Source organism: Micavibrio aeruginosavorus ARL-13, assembly GCF_000226315.1.
Classification (GTDB): domain Bacteria; phylum Pseudomonadota; class Alphaproteobacteria; order Micavibrionales; family Micavibrionaceae; genus Micavibrio; species Micavibrio aeruginosavorus_B.
The window spans coordinates 1516823-1537561 of the sequence record NC_016026.1 but is presented as its reverse complement, the minus strand read 5'-3'; the positions used below and the strand labels follow the sequence as shown (position 1 = coordinate 1537561).

Below are 20739 nucleotides of genomic sequence, written 5' to 3'. Positions count from 1 at the left end.
ATCGCCATGAATTTTCCTGAGTCCGATTTCAAACATATCTTCCTGCCGGGTGATGTGGAAAAACCTGTGCTGTTGCTGCTGCACGGCACGGGTGGGGATGAAAATGATCTGGTGCCATTGGGGCAGGCGGTTGCGCCGGATCATGCCATTTTATCAGTGCGCGGACGCGTGCTGGAAAATGGAATGCCCCGGTTTTTCCGCCGTCTGGCCGAAGGTGTGTTTGATCTGGACGATTTAAAATTCCGCACCGATGAGCTGGCTGATTTTATCACCGCCGCGCGGGATGAATATGAGATTGGGAAACGTCCGCTGGTCGCGCTTGGGTATTCCAATGGTGCAAATATTGCGGCCAGTTTGTTTTTAAAACGGCCCGAGGTGTTGGATGGGGCGATGTTGTTGCGCGCCATGGTGCCGTTTGAACCGGATGAATTGCCCAATTTATCGGGCAAGAAAATCCTGATGCTGACGGGCATGATGGACCTGATCATTCCGCTGGATAATTCCAAAAAGCTGGCGGGTATGCTGGCCGATGCGGGGGCGGATCTGGATTTCCGGGCCAAACCGATGGCGCACGGGCTGGGGCAGTCTGACCTGGCGGATATGCAGAACTGGTTTCCCGCCGCATTTAGATAAAATTCTATATATTTCAGGCAGTTGTGCGGCGCACGCTCCCGAAGCCCTTGTTTTGTCATAATATATTAGGGTTTTCTTTAACGTTTCCACGGCATTCTGTAAGGGGGCGGATTTCAGGGTTCGCGCCATTCGGGGGCCGTTTCTGGCATTCACTGCAATAAGTTTTTCCGGGTTATCGACGATGCGTTTTTCCAAAGATACAGGACCAGAAATAATGGACGATGCGAACAAAAAAGCGCCACGCAAGCCGGGGGCTGATTTGGAACTTGACGACGGGGCGTTCGCTCTGGCGCTGGATGACGATTATATCGAGGCCGAAACCGTTGAGGTCGTGACGCGTGATATCGCGCCGCAACCAAGTGCGCAACAACCGGCACCGAACGCGGGCAGTACGGCCGGCGCGAGCGCGCCTTCTGGTACACGTGATCTGGCCGTGCAAAATACCGGCGGTGTATCCGAAGATTTGAATCGTGGCCGTATGGGTGACCGTTTGGTCGCCATGGGCATTATTACCGAAGATCAATTGAACGTGGCCCTGCAGGAGAAAAAGGTTACCGGCAAGATGCTGGGATCTGTCCTGGTCGACCTTGGTTTTATTGATGAAGATTTGCTGTCCGGCTTTCTTGCGGAAAGTTCCGGCTTTGATGTGTTTGATCCGAAAAACACAATTTTCTCCGGCGATGCGCTGGCGATGATTGATAAGGCGACGGCGAAGAAACACCAGCTCCTGCCGATCTCTATTGATGACAAAGAAGCCGCTGTGGCCATGTGTGATCCGTATGACGTGATGGCCATGGATACGTTGCGTCGTTTCCTGCCGAAGAACATCACGATTAAACCGTTGGTCACAACGCCGAAAATTATTATGGAGGCGATTGACGCGGCCTATGGCTATGCAAGTTCGATTGCGGCCATTCTGAAAGAATTGGAAGAGGGTGAGCCGACCGATCTTTCAACCCTGTCGGAGGACGAAGCCTATTCCCACCCGATTGTGCGTCTGGTGAATGCGCTGGTTTACGACGCCGTGAAAATCGGTGCGTCCGACTTGCACTTTGAACCGGAAGAAAACTTCGTGCGTCTGCGTTATCGTTTGGACGGCGTGTTGTTCACGGCGCAAATTCTGCACAAACAACACTGGAACGGGATTTCCCAGCGACTGAAAATTATGTCGCACATGAACATCGCCGATAAGCTGAGCCCGCAGGACGGACGCTTCGGTTTGAATATTGGCGGCAAGCTGGCCGATTTCCGTGTGTCGTCGTTGCCGACTGTACACGGCGAAAACATCGTTCTGCGTGTTCTGGACCAGAGCAGCAACATTATTCCGCTGGAACAGCTGGGCTTCAGCCCGCACAACCTTGAAAAAATCCGACGGGCTCAGGCACGTCCGGAGGGGATCATTATTGTGACGGGTCCGACCGGGTCGGGTAAAACCACGTCGCTGTATTCGATGCTGAACGAAATCAATACGGTCGAGGTGAATATTCAAACGCTGGAAGACCCGGTGGAATATTCCCTGCCCATGATCCGTCAGACACCGATCCGTGAAGGCGTGTTGGAATTCGCCGACGGTATTCGCGCATTGCTGCGTCAGGATCCGGACATCATCTTCCTGGGGGAAATCCGGGATGGGATTACGGCGGAAAAGGCGTTGCAGGCCTCCATGACGGGTCACCAGGTTTATTCGACCCTGCACACCAACGATTCGTTCGGGGCCATTCCGCGTTTGCTGGATCTGGGGCTGAAGCCGGGGATGATCGCCGGGGCGATCGTGGCCGTGTTTGCCCAGCGTCTGGTCCGTAAAGTGTGCCCGCATTGCCGCGAGGCGTACCAGCCAGGGCCTGATGAGTGCGCGATTTTGAATGTCGATCCCGCGAACCCGCCGACCATTTACAAGGCACACCAAGGTGGATGCCAGATGTGCGCGGGGCAGGGCTATAAGGGTCGAATTTCCATAGCGGAGATTTTGCTGTTCGATGACGAACTGGACGAAGTGATCGCCCAAAACGGCAGTAAGGCTGAGCTGAAACGCAAGGCCTACGAAAAAGGCTTTAAAAACATGAAGGACGATGGCATTCTGAAGGTTCTTGAGGGGATTACCACCCTCGAATCCCTCGCTACGGCCGTTGATGTCTATAAATAAGCATCCGGCCCGTTCCTAATAAAGTCGTTCCAAACCTTGCCAGAGTTCGGGTGTCATGGCTGCAGATCGCTATAAATACAGGGCCATCAATAACAAAGGCCGTCCCGTCCGGGGCGTCATTTCCGCTGCGAACGAAGTGGATTTGTACAACCAGCTGCAAAGTGCCGGGCTGGAACTGATCCAGTGCCAGTCCTTGACCAAGAAAAAGGGCATGTTGTCCGATTTGCGCGCGCCGAAGATCAGCACGCGCGATTTGATCCAGCTTTTCATGCATATGGAGCAGATGCAGGGCGCGGGCGTGGCCTTGCTCGACGCGCTGGCCGATATTCGTGATACCACTGAACATGATCGCCTGCGCGACGTTTTGTCCGAAGTTCACCGCGATGTGTCTGATGGTTCGGCGCTGTCCGAAGCCATGGGGCACCACCCTAAAACCTTCGGCTCTTTGTATATCTCGCTGATTGCCGCCGGTGAAGAAACCGGGGATCTGACCGCCGCATACCGCCATTTGATCAAATATCTGAAATGGGTTGATCAAATGCAGGCCAAGGTGCGTAAGGCCACGCGCTATCCGACCATTCTGGTCGTGGTCGTGATCGCGACCATCGTGGTGATGATGAGCTTCGTCGTGCCGCAGATCGTTGGATTTATCCGCAATCTAGATCAAGAATTGCCGTGGTACACCACGTCCCTGATGGCAACATCGGACTTCTTCGTGAAATATTGGTGGGGCGTTCTGGCTACACCGCCGATCCTGTTCGTCGTTTATAAGGCGCTGGTGAAGTCATCCGAAGATTTCGCCTACAGGATGGACCGCCTGTTTCTGGAAATGCCTGTCGCTGGTCCGCTGATCCGGAAAATCAACATTGCGCGTTTTGCTCAGACCTTTGGGGCCATGTTTGCCAGCGGTATTGACGTATTGTCCGCCCTGCGCGCCGCGCGGAATACCGTGAAAAACCTCGCGTTGGTTGAGGCTCTGGAAGGGGTGGAGGAGCAGGTTGCCGCCGGTTCACCATTGTCCGAAGCGTTTAACGCCTCGGGCGAATTCCCCAGCATGGTTGTCCGTATGCTGAAAGTGGGCGAGGAATCCGGTAACCTGACCGTGGTTCTGGACCAGGTTGCGGAATTTTACACCAACGACGTGGACGAGGCGGTTCAGGGTCTTATCGCAATGATTGAACCCTTCCTGACCATGTTCCTTGGTGTTATGATCATGTGGATTGCCGTTGCCGTCTTCGGTCCCATTTACGCCAGCTTCGAGAATATTGATTTCTAAACCATGCCGGGTTCATCGATACCATTTTTAACGCCTTCGCGCTGTGTCCTGATGATCAGCGACGATGCCCTGTATGTCTATGATGTCGGGGGCAAGGTCCGGCTGGTTGATACCGTGCCATGGGCGACGCGTGATTTTGAACAGACAGTGTCTGGCCTGATTCGCCGTGAATGCGGTGGTAAGTCGGTGATGATCGTCAACGACATGACGGACCAGCTGTTCAAGGGCGGCCAGCGTATTCCGAAAGTTGGCCCGATGGACAAGGCCAACGTGGTTGCGCGTAAACTGGCCGTTGCTTTCCCGAATTATCCGATCCGCGGTGCGTTGGCGCTGAAAGATGTGGGCCCGCGTAAAACCGGGGCTACGGCGGCAAAGGCGGGCGGTGGGTTGTATCTGTTCGCGGCCGTTCCCATGTCGGAACCGGTGCAAAAAACTATTGGCGCGGTCAAGACATCGATGTCGTCGATCGCGGGCTTTACACTGCTTCCTGTTGAATCGTCCGACATGGTCCGGACGCTGGCGGAGAAAGCGGCGAAGCGCGAAAAAACAAAATCCCGCTGGGCCGTTTTGATTGGCCAGCATCAAAGTGGCGGTTTGCGTCAGGTGATTACCCGTGATGGCCAGTTGGCCATGACACGTATGACACCGGTGACGGACCTGTCCACTGATCCGGGCGCATGGGTGTCCGAAGTGGCGCAGGAATTCAAAGCGACGATCAGCTACCTGTCGCGTTTTGGTTATTCCGCCGGTGACGGTACAGAAGTTTTTGTGATCACCACGCCGCAAGCGGGTGAAATGTTGCGCCAGCGCATCGATGTGCCGTGTAACATCCATAATTACACGGTGGGCGAGGCCGCGCGCGAGCTGGGCTTCAGTATCGGTATTCAGGAAAATCAATATCACGCTGATCCGTTGCATGCGTCGTGGATTGGCCGCAAATCGCGTCTGATCCTGCCGATGGTGGCGACAGACATCAATAAAATCTATGGTCCGCGTCAGGCGGCGACCTTTGCCGGGTTGTTGTTGTTCTGCGGTGCGGCCTATCTGGGCTGGCAGCTGGCCGGTAATGCTCAGGCCTGGTTCACGGCAAAGGATGACCTGGTGTCGCAACAACGCTTGCGCATCAACGTCAATCAGGAATACGAAATCGAAGTGGCGCGCATGAATGCGCTTGGCGTTGATATTAAATTGATCCAGTCATCGCTGGAAACCTACAAGACGCTGGAAGCGGAAAGCCTGCGGCCATTGCCCATCCTGCGCAAGGTGGGTGAGGCGCTCGGGTCCGAATTGCGTCTGGATACGATGAAGATCGAACGTGTTGTTCCCAAATTGCCGGATGACCCGTATGTCGTGGCCGAAATGACCGAAGACCAAAAGGCTCCGACATTAAAAGCGTCGCTGCAGCTCAGCTTCCCCGGCACGGTGGACCCACTGGTGGCGAAACGTGAGGTGGATGATTTGCAGGCGCGTCTGCGCACGGCTTTGCCGGGGTACGATGTGGCCATTCCGCGCCCGGTCGGCGATCTGGTGTATGAAGAAGTTGAAGGTGGAACGGGCGTTCCGGGTGCGCAGGGTGGGGTGCAGGCCCCGCTGGAAGATCATGTTGCTGAACTGGTCATTACCGGCCCGGTGCAATTCCACGAGCCTGACGTTCCTGTGGAGGATGCGCCAGCTGACACGCCGGCTGATGCGCCAACAGATTCACCGGTGGATACCAATACGGAAGGCCAGACGGCTCCCGATATGACTTATGAGGGAGCAGAACAATGATTGAAGTTCTTGGCGCCCGCCGCGTAACGGTGATTGCTGGTTTGGCCTTGGTCAACGCGCTTCTGGGGGCGGCGACGTACCTGTATGTTTTACCGCAGAAGGATAAAACGGATCAGGAGTTGCGCACGGTGCGTGCGGAAATTTCGCAGCGTCGTGATGAAACCGAAAAAATGCGCACGCAATTGCAACAGATTGAAGAGCAGAAAGAATTGTTTGCTGTTCTTCAAAAATCCGATTTCTTTGGCGAGCAGGACCGCTATAACGCCCGCCGCACGATCGAGGCCATTCAAACCCAATCCAGTGTTCTGAGCGCGCGTTACACAATCGGTGCCGCGCAGCAGGAAGACACGGAGAAGGCGACGGAAGCGGGCCAGCAATTGATGGTCAGCCCGATCGAAATCGCGATTGAGGCGATGGACGATATCGACGTTTATAATTTTGTGTACTGGATTGAAAATGCGTTTCCCGGCCATGTTGGTGTCGACATGATCGAGCTGACGCGCAAGGGTGATTTGAGCGAGGCTGTGCTGCGCCAGATTGGCTCCGGCTCTCCCGTTACGTTGATCGATAGCAAAGTGGGCTTTACATGGCGCACAATGGTGCCCAAAGCCGGCGGCGATGATGCGGGGGGTGCACAATGATGACCTTCGTACAGGCGTTGCATCGCCGGACATTGCTGGGTGTTTCTGTATTGGCCGTGGTTGCTGCGCTGTCCGGCCCGGCAATGGCGCAAACGGGGCAGTATCCTGATGGTGTGAACCCGCAGACGGGGCAGCAAGTGCCGCGTGGGCAGATGGGGCAACCTATGCCCAACCAGATTTCGGCAGAAGACCGGGCCGAGGCGCATGCGCGTCTGGTTGGTATGGCGTCGACCAAGAATATGTTGCGTGATGCCGCGATGTCGCCGGAATCCATGCCCAGCCTGTTTTTCACCGCGTGGCAACATGCGCTGTTACAGGAAGCAAAGCAGTTGTTTATCACGCGTCCGCCGACAAGCACGGAATTGTCGTCCGATGGTACCGTTGTGTCGCGTCCTACCGGTCCGCGCGAAGTGAGCCTGGGTGGGATTTTGTACAGCAACAAGGATAACTGGACGGTCTGGCTGAACGGTGTGCGTATCACCAAGGACGCCATTCCGAAACAGATTTTGGATATTCGGGTGGCGCGTCAATATATCGACCTGAAATGGTTTGATGCTTCGACCAATCTGGTGTTCCCGATCCGTCTGCGCCCGCATGAGCGGTTTAACCTGGATGCGCGAATCTTCCTGCCGGGCACGGGGGCTGAAACAGAAGCCGCCGGAGCGGGCATGGATGTGGCACCTTTCTAAATGCGTCGTCATGCCCTATATTTCTGGGCATGACGATTCCATCTGACTCATCACATTCTGTCCCCGCATTGCGTCTGTCTGGCGTCACCATGGCCTATGGTGCGCGCGATGTTGTGCATGCCATCACCCTCGATGTGGCGCAGGGAGAAACGTTTGGGTTGATCGGTCTGAACGGCGCGGGCAAGACGACGCTGATCAAGGGTATTCTGGGCCTGCGCGATCATCGCACGGGCGATATTCTGATCAACGGCCATGATCGTGTGGTGGGTGAGGCGAAGAAAAGCCTGGCCTATCTGCCAGAAAAATTCGAACCGCCATGGTTTTTGCGTGGCACTGAATTCATTAAATTTTCCATGCGGTTATACGGCAAAGTTTTTAATCTGGATGAAGCGCGGACGCTGGCGGATCATCTGGGGCTGAACCCCGATGTTCTGGGGCATCGCGTGCAAACCTATTCCAAGGGCATGCGACAGAAGCTGGGGCTGATGGCAACCTTGATGACCGGTGCGGAGTTATCGATTCTCGATGAGCCGATGAGTGGTCTCGATCCACGGGCCCGTGCGGCGGTGAAGGATGCGTTATTGGAAACAAAGGCGCAGGGGCGGGCTATCTTTTTAAGTTCCCATATTCTTGCGGATATGGATGAAATCTGTGACCGCGTTGCGGTTTTGCATGATGGTATGCTGGTTTATATCGGCCCGCCCGCGGGTTTGCGCGACCGTGCCGGGGTGGATAATCTGGAACGGGCATTTTTGAAGGTGATCGAGACGCCTTCCGTCGCGGCCTGATATGGGAATAAAAGCGTTGTGCGGCAAGGATTCACTTGCATGCGGTTTTCTGTTAGAATCTAATACGAACACATCATGTCGCGCGGGGCTTTCGGGTTCTCCTTCCTCGCGCGTCTTCATATTTTTCTGATCCTGTCTGGGGCGCTTACAATGGCTAAGAATGACATCCTGTCCGACAATTACGACTCCGATCTGGACGACATGGTTCTGGATATGATGGACGATGATGATGTTCTCGAATTGCAAAAGCCCGTCCGCGCGTCGAATGCGGGCCGCAAGATTTTGATGTCAACCGTGGCTGTTGTGGCATTGGCGGGCGCGGGGTTGGGTTATCTGGCCAACGCGGGCGCACAGCAGATGGAGCAGGTCGGCGGCAAAATCGTCACCGAGCTTTCTGCGCTGGATGCCGCGGATGTTGATCCGGTCGTTCCGGATGTAACGATGCCCGATGTCACCGTGTTGTCGCGCGTGGATAATGGCGCTGCATCGATTGATGGTGCGACAGATCCCGCCATGACGACGATCTTGGGTGCGTTGAATGCGATTGAGCCGGCCAGTGGTGGCCTGGGTGCCGCAGGTGTGCCGAATGGTCCGGATGATGTGCCGATGCCCGTCGATGAATTGGCCCCGGCACCGGGTGTATTGCCTGCGCCAGCTCCGGCACCTGCGCCGGCACCGTCTCCGGCCCCGGTTGATGGATTTGTATCTGCGGAGCCTCCGGCGTCTGCGCCTGAGGCGGCTCCGATTATTCTTGATGAAACTGTTGCAGCCCCTGTGACGGATGCGCCGTTGACGCCGGAACCTGTAGCCCAATCGGCGCCAGAGCCAACATCTGAGCCAATACCGGAACCGATCATTCTCGGTACCGATGAACCGACGCCGCCGATGCCTGATCTAACGGGTTTGGAAGGCGCGCCGGATCCGATGTCCGGCACGGCGGCTCCGCCGCCATCTGCAACCATATCCGGGCGTGAAGCGGCCACGGGTGTAACCGAAAACCGTGTTGTGGCTCCGGCCCCGGCGGTTGAAAATGATGTGTATTATGATTCTGCACCGGGTGTGCCGACGGGGCCGTTGTCCAATACGGTGGGCCCGCGCAAGGTTGACCCGACCATGGAGCCGGCATCGACCATGGTGATCGTGCAGAAGGATTACGGATCCGGGGAGCAGGAGGCGATGGTTGTCGCCGCTGGGCGCGCGCTGGACCTTGGGCGCTATGAATCCGCGCTGGAGATGTATGACACGCTGTACAAAAAGAATAAGAGCGATATTCGCATTCTGATGGGGCGCGCCGTCGCGCAACAGAATGTCGGTTATCGCGAACTGGCCATTCAAAGCTATGAAGAAGTTTTGAAGGCAGATCCGAAAAATGCTGATGCTGTGATCAACATGATGGGCATTCTGCGCGATGAATATCCGTCCGTGGCGTTGCGCCGCCTGCTGGATTTGAAAGAACGTCATCCTGGAAACTCTGGCCTTCTGGCCCAGATTGGGATGACCTATGCGGCCCTGGGGCAGACGCAGGATGCTGTGCGGTCCCTGAACATGGCCGCCAGCATGGAGCCGCGCAATGCAACGCACCTGTATAACCTGGCCATTCTGTTTGACCGGGCGGGGGATGCGTCCAATGCCATGAAGTATTATGAACAGGCGTTGGAAACCGATGCGGTTTATGGTGCCGGGCGCTCCATCCCGCGGGATCAGGTGTATGACCGTCTGTCGACCTTGCGCGCGAACTAATCCAATCGCTGGTCGTTTTTGATGGCTGGCGTGGATGCGCGGACCGCGCTTGAAATTCTTTTCGTTCTGATGTTTGGGCTGTGCTGTGGCAGTTTTGCCGCCGCTTTGATTTGGCGCATTCCGCGCGGCGTGTCGTGGATTGTTGCGGAGAAGGGGGCGGCCCGTTCGGCCTGTCCGCATTGCCAGACACCATTGACCCTGTGGGATTTGATTCCGGTTTTTTCGTGGGTGTTTCTGCGCGGGCGGTGCCGTCATTGCCATGCCCCGATTGGCTGGATTTATCCGGCCATCGAGCTTGTGAGCGTGATTTTGTGCCTGGGTGTTTATGCGCTGTGGGGTTACAGCACGCTGGGTGGAATTGTTATGCTGACCGTTCCATTTTTGGTGGCTCTGTTTGTGATTGATCTGCGCCATTTCATTTTACCCGATCAGCTCAATGCGTTAGTGGCTTTTCTTGGTGTTGTTTATCAATTTGTTTTGGGTGGGATCGTTTTCGCGGGAACTGCGATTGTGTCCGGAGTGCTCTGGGGCGTCTGTGCCTTTGGGCTCGGTTTTTTGATGAAGAAAATTCTTAAAAAAGAAGCCTTGGGCTTTGGTGATGTTAAATTTTTTGCTGTCGCAGGTGTCTGGCTTCCAGCTGTTATGGCGCCCCCGTTCCTGATGTGGGCTGGTGTGATGGGTGTGGGGTTGGCATTGATCTGGAAAATGGCGGGGCGTGGGGCGGTTTTCCCGTTTGGCCCGGCGCTCATCGTGTCATTTGCGCTGTGTCTCGCGCTGACCCGCGTGGGTCTGGGGCTTGATTTGGGGCAGGAGCAGGGACTGTCTTTTGTCCGGTTGTCGTATTGACGGGGCCCCGGGCTTCATACATCCTTGAATTCGTGACAAATTCTGCATCTGATTAACCTTCCGTTTGCACTTTTCACATTAAAGTGAGCATTGGGTCCATGTCCGGGCCATCATCAGGGGAGAGCCGCCTTGGATATTCTTCAGCTTTTGCGCTTTACGATTCAGAATAATGCGTCTGACTTGCACTTGAGTCCGACCAACCCACCGGTCATTCGGGTGAACGGGGAAATGAAGCGGATCAAGGCCGATCCGTTGCAAAGCGATGATATTCGCACCATGCTTTATTCCGTGATGAATGAAGACCAGCGCGCCGATTTCGAGCGGGAGCTGGAGCTGGATTTTGCCATCGCCTACGGTGAAAAGGCCCGTTTCCGTGTGAACGCCTTTACCACACGAAACGGCACAGCCGCCGTTTTCCGTTCCATTCCGTCCCTGATCCCGACGATGGAAGAGCTGGAATTGCCACCGATTATCCGCCGCTTTGCCGAGCTGGAGAAGGGGCTGGTTCTGGTGACCGGTCCGACGGGTTCGGGTAAATCGACCACGCTGGCTTCGATCATCAATTACATTAACGAAAATCACGCCAGCCACATTATTACGGTCGAAGACCCGGTTGAATTTTTCCACGCGTCGAAAAAATCGGTGGTGAACCACCGTGAAATCGGCACGGACACCAAGTCCTTCTCTAAAGCCCTGCGCAGCTCGTTGCGTGAAGACCCGGATGTCATCCTGGTGGGGGAGATGCGGGACTATGAAACGATTTCGCTGGCGTTGACCGCGGCGGAAACCGGGCACTTGGTGTTTGGAACCCTGCACTCGAACACGGCGGCCAAAACCATCGACCGTATCATTGACGTGTTCCCGTCGGGGGACAAGGAAATGGTTCGGGCCATGCTGGCCAGTTCGTTGCAGGGCGTTGTGGCCCAGTCGCTGTTGAAGCGTGCGGATGGGTCGGGCCGGGTTGGGGCGTTTGAGATCCTGGTGGGGACCAACGCCGTGCGAAACCTGATCCGTGAAAACCAGATTGCCCAGCTTTATTCCATGATCCAGACCGGGTCGCGTTACGGGATGACCACGCTGGAAGACTCCGTCAATGCCTTGTTGGAACAGGGTGTGATTGATAAGGACGAGGCGCGCCGCGCCTTGCTGAAAACCACGGAAGATGAGGGCGCGCGCGACGAAGACAGCGTTGCGGCCTCGCTGGGTGGTGGCAAGATGTCCGAAACCCTGACCCGGAAACAGGCGGCCGTTGGTCGCGCCCTGGGTGCGCAGCCGCGCAAATCTGGCGAGGATGATTCAGGCGAGGGCTACACATTTTGACCGCGCCTTTAATCCTTCAGTACTTCCAGTCGATGAACGACAAGGGGGCGAGCGACCTCTACCTGACGGTGGGGTTTCCGCCGGCGTTGCGGATTGAGCAAACACTGCTCAATCTGCGTGATACGCCCATCACGGTGGATGAGCTGAATGAGATTATCGGGTCGATTTTCACCAGCCGCCAGCGCCGCGATTTCGAGGCGCATATGGAATTAAATACATCCCTGGACGTTGGGAAGTTTGGGCGTTACCGCGTCAATGCCCTGCGCCAGCGTCAGTTTCCCGCATTAGTTATTCGTCGAATTATCTCGAAAATCCCGAGCTTTAGCGAGCTTCGTTTACCTGAAAACTTAGCGCATTTGGCGATGGAGCGGCGCGGCCTGATCCTCGTGACCGGGATGACCGGATCGGGGAAATCGACCACGTTGGCCTCGATGATTGATTATCGCAACAGTCGCGAGCAGGGGCATATTATTACGATCGAGGATCCGATCGAATATTTCCATGAACACAAAAAATCCGTCATTACCCAACGCGAAATTGGCGTTGATACGGAATCGTTCTCTGTCGCGCTGAAAAACGCCCTGCGCCAGCGGCCGGACGTCATTCTGGTGGGTGAGGTGCGTGACCGTGAAGTGATGGAGCAGGCGTTGACGGCCGCCGAAACGGGGCATTTGTGTTTGGCAACATTGCACACGAACAACACCTATCAATCCATTGAACGGATTGTGAATTTGTTCCCCGAAGATTACCATGCACAAATCCGTTTGAACCTGTCGATGAACTTGCGCGGGATTATCTCCCAGCGTCTGGTTCCGGCCATTGGCGGGGGCATGGTTGTGGCGATTGAGGTCATGTTGAACCAGGGCCTGATTCGCGACCTGATTCATAAGGGCGAGATTACGAAAATCAAAGACGTGATGGAGCAGAACAATCCCATCGGTATGTGCACGTTTGACCAATCCTTGCTTCGCCTGTTCGCGGACGGATTGATTGCCGAGGAAACGGCCATCACCCAGGCGGATCTGCCTGGGGATATGAAGATCCGTATCCAGCAGGTGAAGATGGGCAAGAGTGGCGGCGATGCCTTTAAATCTATTGATACATCGTCGATTAAGTTGTCTGATTGATTGTTTTTTGGTTTCTATAATACCCTTCAAAAGTTCCGTGATTCCCGCAATTATCCGCTGGCCAAGGTGTGGCAAAACGCATATCCTTGAAGGGTAATTCGAATCGCGGCCCCTTGCGTTCTTGTGGTGGCTCGCTCCTCCTGTAACCCATCTTTTCGACCTTGTTGGTGACATTTCCATGCCTGTCAATTCACGCACCCTTCGTTCTTTCGGTCGCCTGTCCATGATGATCGTCGGCACATCTGCCACGGCCTTGATGCTGGGCGGTTGCGACCTGACGCGCAATTATTTGAAGGCTGATCGCAGCACCAATATGGAGTTTCAGGATTACCGCGACGCGCTCGCTCCGCGTATTAACGAGGAAAGCGAAGAGGCCAAGGCCGCCAAAATGGCGCAAAATAATATTCCGGATTTGATGCCGTACGTGGCCGCCCCGTCGAAAAATTTGAAGCCGATGCCGCTGGTCTCCATTTCGGTCAACCAGACGGTACCGCTGCGCGATGCGCTCTATCAATTGGCGGAGCAGGCTGGTTACGATCTGGAACTCGACCCGAACATCACCGGCTCGGTTATTTTCACGGCGCGTGAGCGTCCGCTGGATTCCGTGATCCAGCGTATTTCCGAGATTGCCGGTCTGCGCTACAGCTTTGATGATGATGTCCTGCGCGTTGAATTGGACAAGCCGTATCACAAAACATACAAAATTGATTACCTCAGCTATATCCGCAAAAGCGAAAGCGGGATCAGCAACGACATTTCCGTTGTGTCCGGCGGTACGGCCAGCACGGGTTCGAAATTCGCAGCCAGCTCATCCAGCGAAGCCGATTTCTGGGGTGAACTCAGCACCAACCTGCAACAAATTCTGGGCGTGACCACGACGGCCGCCAGCCTGATGACCGCGTCGGACCCGACCATTACCGCGGCGGCATCCAACCCGGCTCCGGTTGCTCCGGCAACGACGACCGATGCCAATGGTAACCCGGTTGTACAGGTTCAGGCCCCGCAGGCCGTGTTGAACGTGACATCCCTGCCGACGACGCAGACCGATCCAAACAGCGGCATGTCCGCGGGCGAGGGCGGCGGTGCGGAACCCAGCTTCGCCATCAACAAACAGGCCGGTATCGTTTCCATCTACGCGAACGACCGCCAGCATGCGCAAATTCGTGATTACCTGACTGAACTGCGTTCGTCGGTTACGTCCCAGGTTTTGATCGAAGCCAAAATTCTGGAAGTGTCTCTGACGGATGAATTCGCAACGGGGATTAACTGGAACCTGCTGGAAGGGATGATTGGTGAATGGTCGCTGGGCTTTGATGTCACGGCGGCGGGTGGCCTGATCCGTCCGGATTTCTCGGAAGCCACCAACCCGGTGTCAAACTTCGTCATGGGCTATGCCGGGAATGACGTCGAAGCGGTTATCCAGGCGATTTCCCGTTTTGGTACCGTGCGTGCATTGTCCAGCCCGCGCCTGACCGTTTTGAACAACCAATCGGCGGTTTTGAACGTCGCGGATAACCGCGTGTATTTCGAACTGGATATCGACGTAACGACCCAGGACAACAACACCCAGACCACCATCGACAGCGAGATCAAGAGCGTTCCGGAAGGTGTTCTGATCAACGTTATTCCGTCGATTGATACCGAAACAAAAACCATTTCGATGGCTGTGCGTCCGACTGTGACGCGTATTGTTGATCAGGTGGCGGACCCGGCGGTGGCCTTTACCGTGGCCAACAACAACCTGGCCACAAACATTCAGTCCCTGATCCCGGTTGTGAACATTCAGGAAATGGATTCCGTTGTTCGCGCCCATTCGGGCCAACCGTTGATCATGGGCGGTTTGATGGAAGACCGCACACAAAGTACGCAACAGGGGGTTCCGGTTCTGTCCGAAATTCCGCTGTTCGGCAGTGCGTTCCGCAACCAGGTGGATAACATCCAGAAAACGGAGCTCGTGATCTTCCTGAAGGCCACGATTATTGATGGCAGTGGCATTTCCCCGATTGATCGCGATCTGTACCGTCAATTCTCCGGTGACCGTCGCCCGGATAATATCTAATCAGTGGTTGAATAAACCAATAAATACGGGGCCGGTGCTGGACGAATCCACACCGGCCTTTGTATATTTGGCAGTGCAGTATGTCTTTCGCAAAAAGGATTGCCTCTATGCTCTTGTCCTGGCCTTTGATCCAGTATGTTTTGACCGCGGCGGTTCGCGACCGCATCGTTCTGGCGTTGTTGCTGGTCGTTGCGGTGGGGGCCAGCCTGTCGCTGTTCCTTGGGTCCGCCGCGTTGATTGAGGATCAGGTTTTCGCGCTGGTATTTTCCGCGGGTGGGTTGCGCTTTGCGGCGGTGGCCGGGCTGGTTCTGTTTGTTGTTTTCCACATGCGCCGCTCGTTTGACAGCAAGGATGTCGATTACCTGTTGTCACGCCCGATTTCACGGACCGGGTTTTTGGTGTCCCATGCGGTGGCATTTTCTGTTCTGGCCGTGGCCGTTGCCGCCGTGGTTGGCGGTACGTTGATGGCCATGGTGCCGGCTGCGATCGGCGCGGGGCACGCGCTCTGGGTTTTCTCACTGGCTGTTGAACTGATCATCGTCGTTAATGTGGCGTTGTTTTTCTCCATGGTATTGCCGGGGGCGGCGGCGGGGACGCTGGCCGTGTTCGGGTTTTATGTTCTGGCCCGGATTATTGGCCAATTGCTGGGCATTGCGAACAAGGCGTTTTTGGGGGATGACCTGTCCATCCTCGGGATTTTGATGAACGCCATTTCCGTTGTGATCCCGCGTCTGGATTTGATGGCGCAAACCACATGGCTGGTTTATGGCACGGAAAACTCATCCATCGGTTACGGCTTTGTCGCGCTTCAGGGATTGGTCTTTACCGGATTGGTTCTGGTTGCGGGCCTGGTTGATTTGCGGCGCCGCCAATTCTGAGTGAGGTTCATCAATGGCCACAATGATCGCGCACGATAAACGGGGTTTTGATTTTGCACGGTGGGGTTTGCCCGCTCTGCTGATCCTGATGCTTGTGTGCAATATCGCATTCTGGACACAGGCCCGCCACGCCCGTACGACATGGGGAAACGTGCCCCCTGTGCCCAGCGAACGCGGCGCGATCATCGCCATGCTGGGCGATGCGCAAATGGGGTACCGTGTGTACGGTTTGATGCTGCAAAATCTGGGGGATATTGGCGGGCGCATTACCAATCTGGCGCAATATGATTATACGGCGTTGAAGGATTGGTTTTTTCTGGAGGACACGCTGGACTCCAAATCCAACTACATCCCCGCACTGGCGGCCTATTATTACGGCGCTACGACGAAACACGATGATTTAACGCCCGTTATTGATTATCTGGAAGTGATTGGCCAGCGGCCAGAGCCGCAAAAATGGCGTTGGCTGGCGCAGGCCGTGTTCCTGTCGCGCTATACCCAGAATGACCTGGTGCGGTCCTTTGATCTGGCGACCAAGCTGGCCAATTTGTCGACGCCGGATATGCCAGCATGGACACGGCAAATGCCGGCCTTCATCCTCGTCGCGCGGGGGGAGAAGGAAGCCGCTTATGACATTCTGATGGGGATGTTGCAAAATGATGCTGAAAAAATGGACCCGGCGGAAATCCGCCTGATCCGCGATTGGATCTGCGACAAAATTCTGACACCGGCACAGGCCGCGACGCATCCCGTTTGCACGTCCATCCCGGGGGGCTAGGGCATGGATATGGAGTCGCTGAAATTCACCATTCCCGAAATCCTGTCTTTGATTGGACTGGTGCAATGTGTTTACGTTCTGGTCTATATGGCGTTTCGGTCGGGAAGTTGGGCGCGGGCGGCCATTCCGTTTGCGTATTTCTTCGTTCTGGCCTGTGCGTTCTTATCGGGGTTTGCGACACGCTTTATTGGTGAATCCATTCCGCATTTCACCACCATTCAATGGGCGTTGTGGTACATGGGGCCGCCATTGTCCGTCCTGCTGATGATTCAGATTGCGCGCATGTCGGAATTGCCGCGCTGGTTTAATTTTTTCGTTTTGTTGCTGGTTCCTGTGGCGTTGGGCATTTCCGTGTTTGCGGTGTCGTTGGATTCCGAATGCAAACCGTTGGATGAATGCGCGACCTATGCCGACTGGCTGACTGTGACCGGGCTGCTGGCGGGGGCGATCAGTATGGCGGTCATGTGGGCGCAACGCGCCATGTTGCAACAAATGCAAACCCAACCGGGTGGGGCGGATCGATACTGGCTGGTGTTGATGCTGGTGTTTACCAACCTGTTTTTCCTGGCCACGATGCTTCTCGGCCTGACCCCGGTGTTGGGGATGGACGACGCGGTGGTGATCCGCACCATCTGGGGGCTGGGGTTTGTCTATCTGGCGGGGACCAGTCTGTTCCGCATTTATCCGCAGGCCCTGAAACTGGTCGCGCGGGGGGAGGCCAAGGGCGCGGGCGATTTATCCGGCGCAGACCGCGATCTGGCGCAAAAGATTGACCAGTTGTTAACGATGGACAAGGTTTACCATGAACCCACCTATGGCCGCGCCCATCTGGCGCGGGAATTGGGTGTGTCGGAAACCGTGATTTCCCGCGTGGTGAATGTGCATTTCGGCAAAACTTTGCCCCAGATTTTGAATGAACGGCGGGTGGCTGACGCCAAAATCCTCCTGCGCGATACCAAAGCCCCGGTTAAAACCGTGGCCGAGGAGGTGGGGTTTAACTCCATCGCGTCCTTTAACCGGGTGTTTAAGGAAATCGAAGGCGTTTCGCCGGGGCAGTTTCGCGAAAAATCCTAAGTCCTAAGTCTTAAATCGAAGTCGTCACCCCGGCGAGAGCCGGGGGCTTCATCCATTGTGTCTGGAAGATCCCGGCTTTCGCCGGGATGACGCCATGAGAGACCTTATTCCTCGCCCACTTTAGGGGGAGAGGGATGCGGAGGCTTGGCGGCACGCCTTAGCCGAAGCTGGGTGAGGGGGCTTGTCTGGATGGTGCCGCGATGGCGCGATGCCGCGTCCATCCCCCCACCCAACATCCCCCCCTTGAAAGGGGGGAGGAGTATGGTGGCGATTCATTCTGACAAACCGCCTTCTCAATCCGTCAAAATGGGTGGATCACCCTGTCATTTTTAACACTCCATTTACCAAAAACGCCGCATTCTGAAACGGTTAGGGGTTCTCTGTGTGTGCGGAGCGTGTATAATTTTCACGAATCGTTTTCGCGCGCCGTTTCCGGCGGCGGGGCGGTTTTTCGAAACTGCAGTTCTTAACAAAACCTCTCTTCAATGACGTCAAGGTAAGGAGATTTCTCTATGACTAAATCTATTCATACGACCAACCGGTCCCAGGCGGGCTTTACGCTCGTCGAACTGGCCGTGGTCATGATCATCATCGGTCTGCTGATCGGTGGGGTTCTGAAAGGCCAGGAGTTGGTTAACAACGCCCAAATCGCCGCAACAGTGGCGCAAGTAAAGTCAATTGATGCGGCTACTACCACATTCCGTGACATGTACAACGCAATGCCGGGGGATATGTTGACACCGGGCACGCGTTTGCCGAACTGCACGACTGTAGGCGCTTGCACTTCTCCGGGTGATGGTAATGGTCGCTTGAACAGCGTTCCGAGCGCAGCTCCGGGAACAGAAGCGCAACGGTTCTTCGTGCATCTTGCTGCTGCTGACGTATTCTCTGGCGTTAACCCTGCTGGTGGTAATACTGCTTGGGGTGGCTTGTATCCGGCGGCTAAAATTGCAGGTGGTTTCTTCCCTGGTTATACGACAGGCGCTACTGCAGCTGATTTTGTGGCCAATGCTACATCCGCGCTGGGTGGTCATTACCTCACTCTGACCTTGCAACCGAACGCGGCTCCGGCGGCGGCTAACGGTGTTATCAGTCCGAACCAAGCGTTCCGTCTGGATAGCAAAATTGATGATGGTAACGGTGCCGCTGGTGGTGTTCGTGGTTATGGCACGGGTTGCGTTAACGCAACGGGTGGCGTGTACGACGAACAATCTCCGGCTAAAATCTGCGGATTGCACATTCGTTTCCAAGGCTAATATCGCCTAATCCCAATAAACGAAAAGCCCCCGGTTTCCGGGGGCTTTTTTGTTGGGGTATGTCCAAAAATCTTGGGAATCTGCGGCTTTTGCACTTTTTGACGCGGGGCGGCGAAATGGGGTATTGTGGGACTATCTTCTAGGTGAATGAGAAGAGAGAGGCGGCCGGGTCAAACCCGGCCGTACTTTTTTGAGCGGTTCTTTTTCCTCTATGTCATTCCCGCGAAAGCGGGAATCTATACGGACAGTCGAACATCGCCATGGATTCCCGCTTTCGCGGGAATGACAAAAAGAAGGGGGCGGGGTTGATGCAAGGGACCCAGTAAGAAAACCATCCCTCGCCCCTTTTGGGGGGAGAGGGATGTGCGGGCTTAGGCGGGACGCCTTAGCCGGAGCTGGGTGAGGGGGGCGTATCTGGATGGGGCCGGGCCGGAGGGAGCGCTGTCGCGCCATCCCCCCACCTGACCTCCCCCCTTGGAAGGGGGGAGGGTAAGTTTTTTAAAATGGAGAGATGTGGAAGAAAGGTTTATGCCGCTTTGCGTTTCAGTGCGCCCTCAAACGCGGTAATGACGGCATCGCCCATTTGCGCCGTGGTGACGGTCTTGCTGGTTTTCTCTGCAATATCCGCCGTGCGTGTGCCGGCGTTCAGGACGGATTGTACGGCGGCTTCCAGCGCATCGGCCAAATCGCCGCGGTCGAAGGAATAGCGCAGGGCCATGGCAAACGACAAAATCGCCGCCAGCGGATTGGCTTTGCCCTGACCCGCAATATCCGGGGCAGAGCCGTGGACGGGTTCGTACAACGCCGGTTGTTTGCCATGCGCATCACGTGCGCCGAGCGAGGCGGAGGGCAACATGCCCAGTGATCCGGTCAGCATCGCGGCCTCATCGGACAAAATATCGCCAAACAAATTGTCGGTGACGATCACGTCAAACTGGCGCGGGTTGCGCAGCAATTGCATGGCGCAATTATCGGCATACATGTGGTCCAGCGTCACATCCGCATAGTCGGCGGCGTGCAGGGCGGTGATATCCTCGCGCCACAATTTTCCGGATTCCATGACGTTGGCCTTTTCGCACGACGTGACTTTCTTCCCACGCTTGCGGGCCAGTTCAAAGGCGACGCGGCCCACACGGTGAATTTCGGAGGTGGTGTAAACTTGTGTGTTCACGCCGCGACGTTGGCCATTGCCCAGATCGGTAATGCCGCGCGGTTCACCGAAATACACGCCGCCGGTCAGTTCGCGCACGATCAGGATATCCAGACCGCGCACAATCTCTTCCTTCAGGGTGGACGCCCCAACCAGAGCATCGAAGACAATCGCCGGGCGAAGGTTGGCGAACAGTTCTAATTCTTTGCGCAGTTTCAACAGGCCTGCTTCCGGGCGGATGTTGTAATCCACCTTGTCCCATTTCGGGCCACCGACGGCGCCGAGCAGGACACAATCGGCCTTGCGGCATTGCGCCAATGTAGAGTCAGCCAGCGGGACGCTATGTTTGTCAATCGCCGCACCACCGATGCAATCATCGATAATGGCAATGTCGGTTTCACCGTTCTGGTTCAGGAAGTGGATGATCTTGGCCACTTCGCCCATCACTTCCGGGCCAATGCCATCACCGGGCAGAATTACGACAGAATTTTTGGTCATTTGGTGCTTCCTTTTTCTATTTGTCATTCCCGCGAAAGCGGGAATCCATAGTGATGCATGACTGTTTGTATGG

The 20739-nt window shown here is 55.7% G+C and carries 17 protein-coding genes; 16 read left to right on the top strand and 1 reads right to left on the bottom strand.

All coding sequences use genetic code 11. The annotated features are described in order from the left end of the window. Positions 1-6 precede the first annotated feature (6 nt). The 16 genes from MICA_RS07295 (at position 7) to MICA_RS11890 (ending at position 19018) form a co-directional block, all read left to right on the top strand. Positions 7-633 (top strand): alpha/beta hydrolase, encoded by a 627-nt coding sequence (locus MICA_RS07295; RefSeq protein ID WP_014103086.1) that lies wholly within the window; start codon positions 7-9, stop codon positions 631-633. A 214-nt stretch (positions 634-847) separates the two neighbouring features. Further along, entirely contained in the window at positions 848-2776 is a 1929-nt protein-coding gene (locus MICA_RS07290; RefSeq protein WP_014103085.1) for a GspE/PulE family protein, read from the top strand. Between the two features lie 55 nt (positions 2777-2831). Then, a complete protein-coding gene (locus MICA_RS07285; protein ID WP_014103084.1) occupies positions 2832-4052 on the top strand; it encodes a type II secretion system F family protein in 1221 nt (406 codons plus the stop codon). 51 nt (positions 4053-4103) lie between these two features. Further along, positions 4104-5822 carry a hypothetical protein gene (locus MICA_RS07280; protein WP_148260541.1) on the top strand — a complete coding sequence of 573 codons (1719 nt, stop codon included), beginning with the start codon at positions 4104-4106 and terminating at the stop codon, positions 5820-5822. Continuing rightward, complete coding sequence (locus MICA_RS07275) at positions 5819-6463, top strand: hypothetical protein (RefSeq protein ID WP_014103082.1); 645 nt, start codon at positions 5819-5821, stop codon at positions 6461-6463. The genes MICA_RS07280 and MICA_RS07275 overlap by 4 nt, the downstream gene beginning before the upstream one ends. Continuing rightward, positions 6460-7152, top strand: coding sequence for a hypothetical protein (locus MICA_RS07270; RefSeq protein WP_014103081.1), 693 nt, complete (start codon positions 6460-6462; stop codon positions 7150-7152). Before MICA_RS07275 ends, MICA_RS07270 begins: the two co-directional genes overlap by 4 nt. A gap of 29 nt (positions 7153-7181) precedes the next feature. Continuing rightward, on the top strand, positions 7182-7940 hold the full coding sequence (locus MICA_RS07265; RefSeq protein WP_041793919.1) for an ABC transporter ATP-binding protein: 759 nt from the start codon (positions 7182-7184) through the stop codon (positions 7938-7940). Between the two features lie 150 nt (positions 7941-8090). Next, on the top strand, positions 8091-9680 hold the full coding sequence (locus MICA_RS07260) for a tetratricopeptide repeat protein (RefSeq protein ID WP_014103079.1): 1590 nt from the start codon (positions 8091-8093) through the stop codon (positions 9678-9680). A gap of 21 nt (positions 9681-9701) precedes the next feature. Beyond that, positions 9702-10526 (top strand): prepilin peptidase, encoded by an 825-nt coding sequence (locus MICA_RS07255; protein ID WP_014103078.1) that lies wholly within the window; start codon positions 9702-9704, stop codon positions 10524-10526. Positions 10527-10655: 129 nt separating this feature from the next. Beyond that, the gene (locus tag MICA_RS07250) at positions 10656-11846 is read left to right on the top strand and encodes a type IV pilus twitching motility protein PilT (protein WP_014103077.1); all 1191 of its coding nucleotides are present in this window, start codon (positions 10656-10658) and stop codon (positions 11844-11846) included. Beyond that, entirely contained in the window at positions 11843-12973 is a 1131-nt protein-coding gene (locus MICA_RS07245; protein WP_236619873.1) for a PilT/PilU family type 4a pilus ATPase, read from the top strand. The genes MICA_RS07250 and MICA_RS07245 overlap by 4 nt, the downstream gene beginning before the upstream one ends. A 178-nt stretch (positions 12974-13151) precedes the next feature. After that, entirely contained in the window at positions 13152-15032 is a 1881-nt protein-coding gene (locus MICA_RS07240) for a type II and III secretion system family protein (RefSeq protein WP_014103075.1), read from the top strand. A gap of 107 nt (positions 15033-15139) precedes the next feature. Beyond that, positions 15140-15910, top strand: a complete 771-nt coding sequence (locus tag MICA_RS07235; protein WP_014103074.1) for a hypothetical protein — start codon at positions 15140-15142, stop codon at positions 15908-15910. A 13-nt stretch (positions 15911-15923) separates the two neighbouring features. Continuing rightward, positions 15924-16688: a hypothetical protein gene (locus tag MICA_RS07230; protein ID WP_014103073.1), complete on the top strand. Its 765-nt coding sequence runs from the start codon at positions 15924-15926 to the stop codon at positions 16686-16688. 3 nt (positions 16689-16691) lie between these two features. Beyond that, positions 16692-17762, top strand: coding sequence for a helix-turn-helix transcriptional regulator (locus tag MICA_RS07225; RefSeq protein WP_014103072.1), 1071 nt, complete (start codon positions 16692-16694; stop codon positions 17760-17762). A gap of 512 nt (positions 17763-18274) precedes the next feature. After that, positions 18275-19018: a prepilin-type N-terminal cleavage/methylation domain-containing protein gene (locus tag MICA_RS11890; protein ID WP_014103071.1), complete on the top strand. Its 744-nt coding sequence runs from the start codon at positions 18275-18277 to the stop codon at positions 19016-19018. Positions 19019-19544: 526 nt separating this feature from the next. Here MICA_RS11890 and leuB read toward each other — a convergent pair. Further along, positions 19545-20666 (bottom strand): 3-isopropylmalate dehydrogenase, encoded by a 1122-nt coding sequence (leuB, locus tag MICA_RS07215; protein WP_014103070.1) that lies wholly within the window; start codon positions 20664-20666, stop codon positions 19545-19547. Between the last annotated feature and the right edge of the window lie 73 nt (positions 20667-20739).

What these genes read in the sequence shown, in the direction of transcription:
- MICA_RS07295 (WP_014103086.1), top strand. Translation starts at nt 7, where the DNA reads ATGAATTTTCCTGAGTCCGATTTCAAACATATCTTCCTGCCGGGTGAT.
- MICA_RS07290 (WP_014103085.1), top strand. Translation starts at nt 848, where the DNA reads ATGGACGATGCGAACAAAAAAGCGCCACGCAAGCCGGGGGCTGATTTG.
- MICA_RS07285 (WP_014103084.1), top strand. Translation starts at nt 2,832, where the DNA reads ATGGCTGCAGATCGCTATAAATACAGGGCCATCAATAACAAAGGCCGT.
- MICA_RS07280 (WP_148260541.1), top strand. Translation starts at nt 4,104, where the DNA reads ATGATCAGCGACGATGCCCTGTATGTCTATGATGTCGGGGGCAAGGTC.
- MICA_RS07275 (WP_014103082.1), top strand. Translation starts at nt 5,819, where the DNA reads ATGATTGAAGTTCTTGGCGCCCGCCGCGTAACGGTGATTGCTGGTTTG.
- MICA_RS07270 (WP_014103081.1), top strand. Translation starts at nt 6,460, where the DNA reads ATGATGACCTTCGTACAGGCGTTGCATCGCCGGACATTGCTGGGTGTT.
- MICA_RS07265 (WP_041793919.1), top strand. Translation starts at nt 7,182, where the DNA reads ATGACGATTCCATCTGACTCATCACATTCTGTCCCCGCATTGCGTCTG.
- MICA_RS07260 (WP_014103079.1), top strand. Translation starts at nt 8,091, where the DNA reads ATGGCTAAGAATGACATCCTGTCCGACAATTACGACTCCGATCTGGAC.
- MICA_RS07255 (WP_014103078.1), top strand. Translation starts at nt 9,702, where the DNA reads ATGGCTGGCGTGGATGCGCGGACCGCGCTTGAAATTCTTTTCGTTCTG.
- MICA_RS07240 (WP_014103075.1), top strand. Translation starts at nt 13,152, where the DNA reads ATGCCTGTCAATTCACGCACCCTTCGTTCTTTCGGTCGCCTGTCCATG.
- MICA_RS07235 (WP_014103074.1), top strand. Translation starts at nt 15,140, where the DNA reads ATGCTCTTGTCCTGGCCTTTGATCCAGTATGTTTTGACCGCGGCGGTT.
- MICA_RS07230 (WP_014103073.1), top strand. Translation starts at nt 15,924, where the DNA reads ATGGCCACAATGATCGCGCACGATAAACGGGGTTTTGATTTTGCACGG.
- MICA_RS07225 (WP_014103072.1), top strand. Translation starts at nt 16,692, where the DNA reads ATGGATATGGAGTCGCTGAAATTCACCATTCCCGAAATCCTGTCTTTG.
- MICA_RS11890 (WP_014103071.1), top strand. Translation starts at nt 18,275, where the DNA reads ATGACTAAATCTATTCATACGACCAACCGGTCCCAGGCGGGCTTTACG.
- leuB (WP_014103070.1), bottom strand. Translation starts at nt 20,666, where the DNA reads ATGACCAAAAATTCTGTCGTAATTCTGCCCGGTGATGGCATTGGCCCG.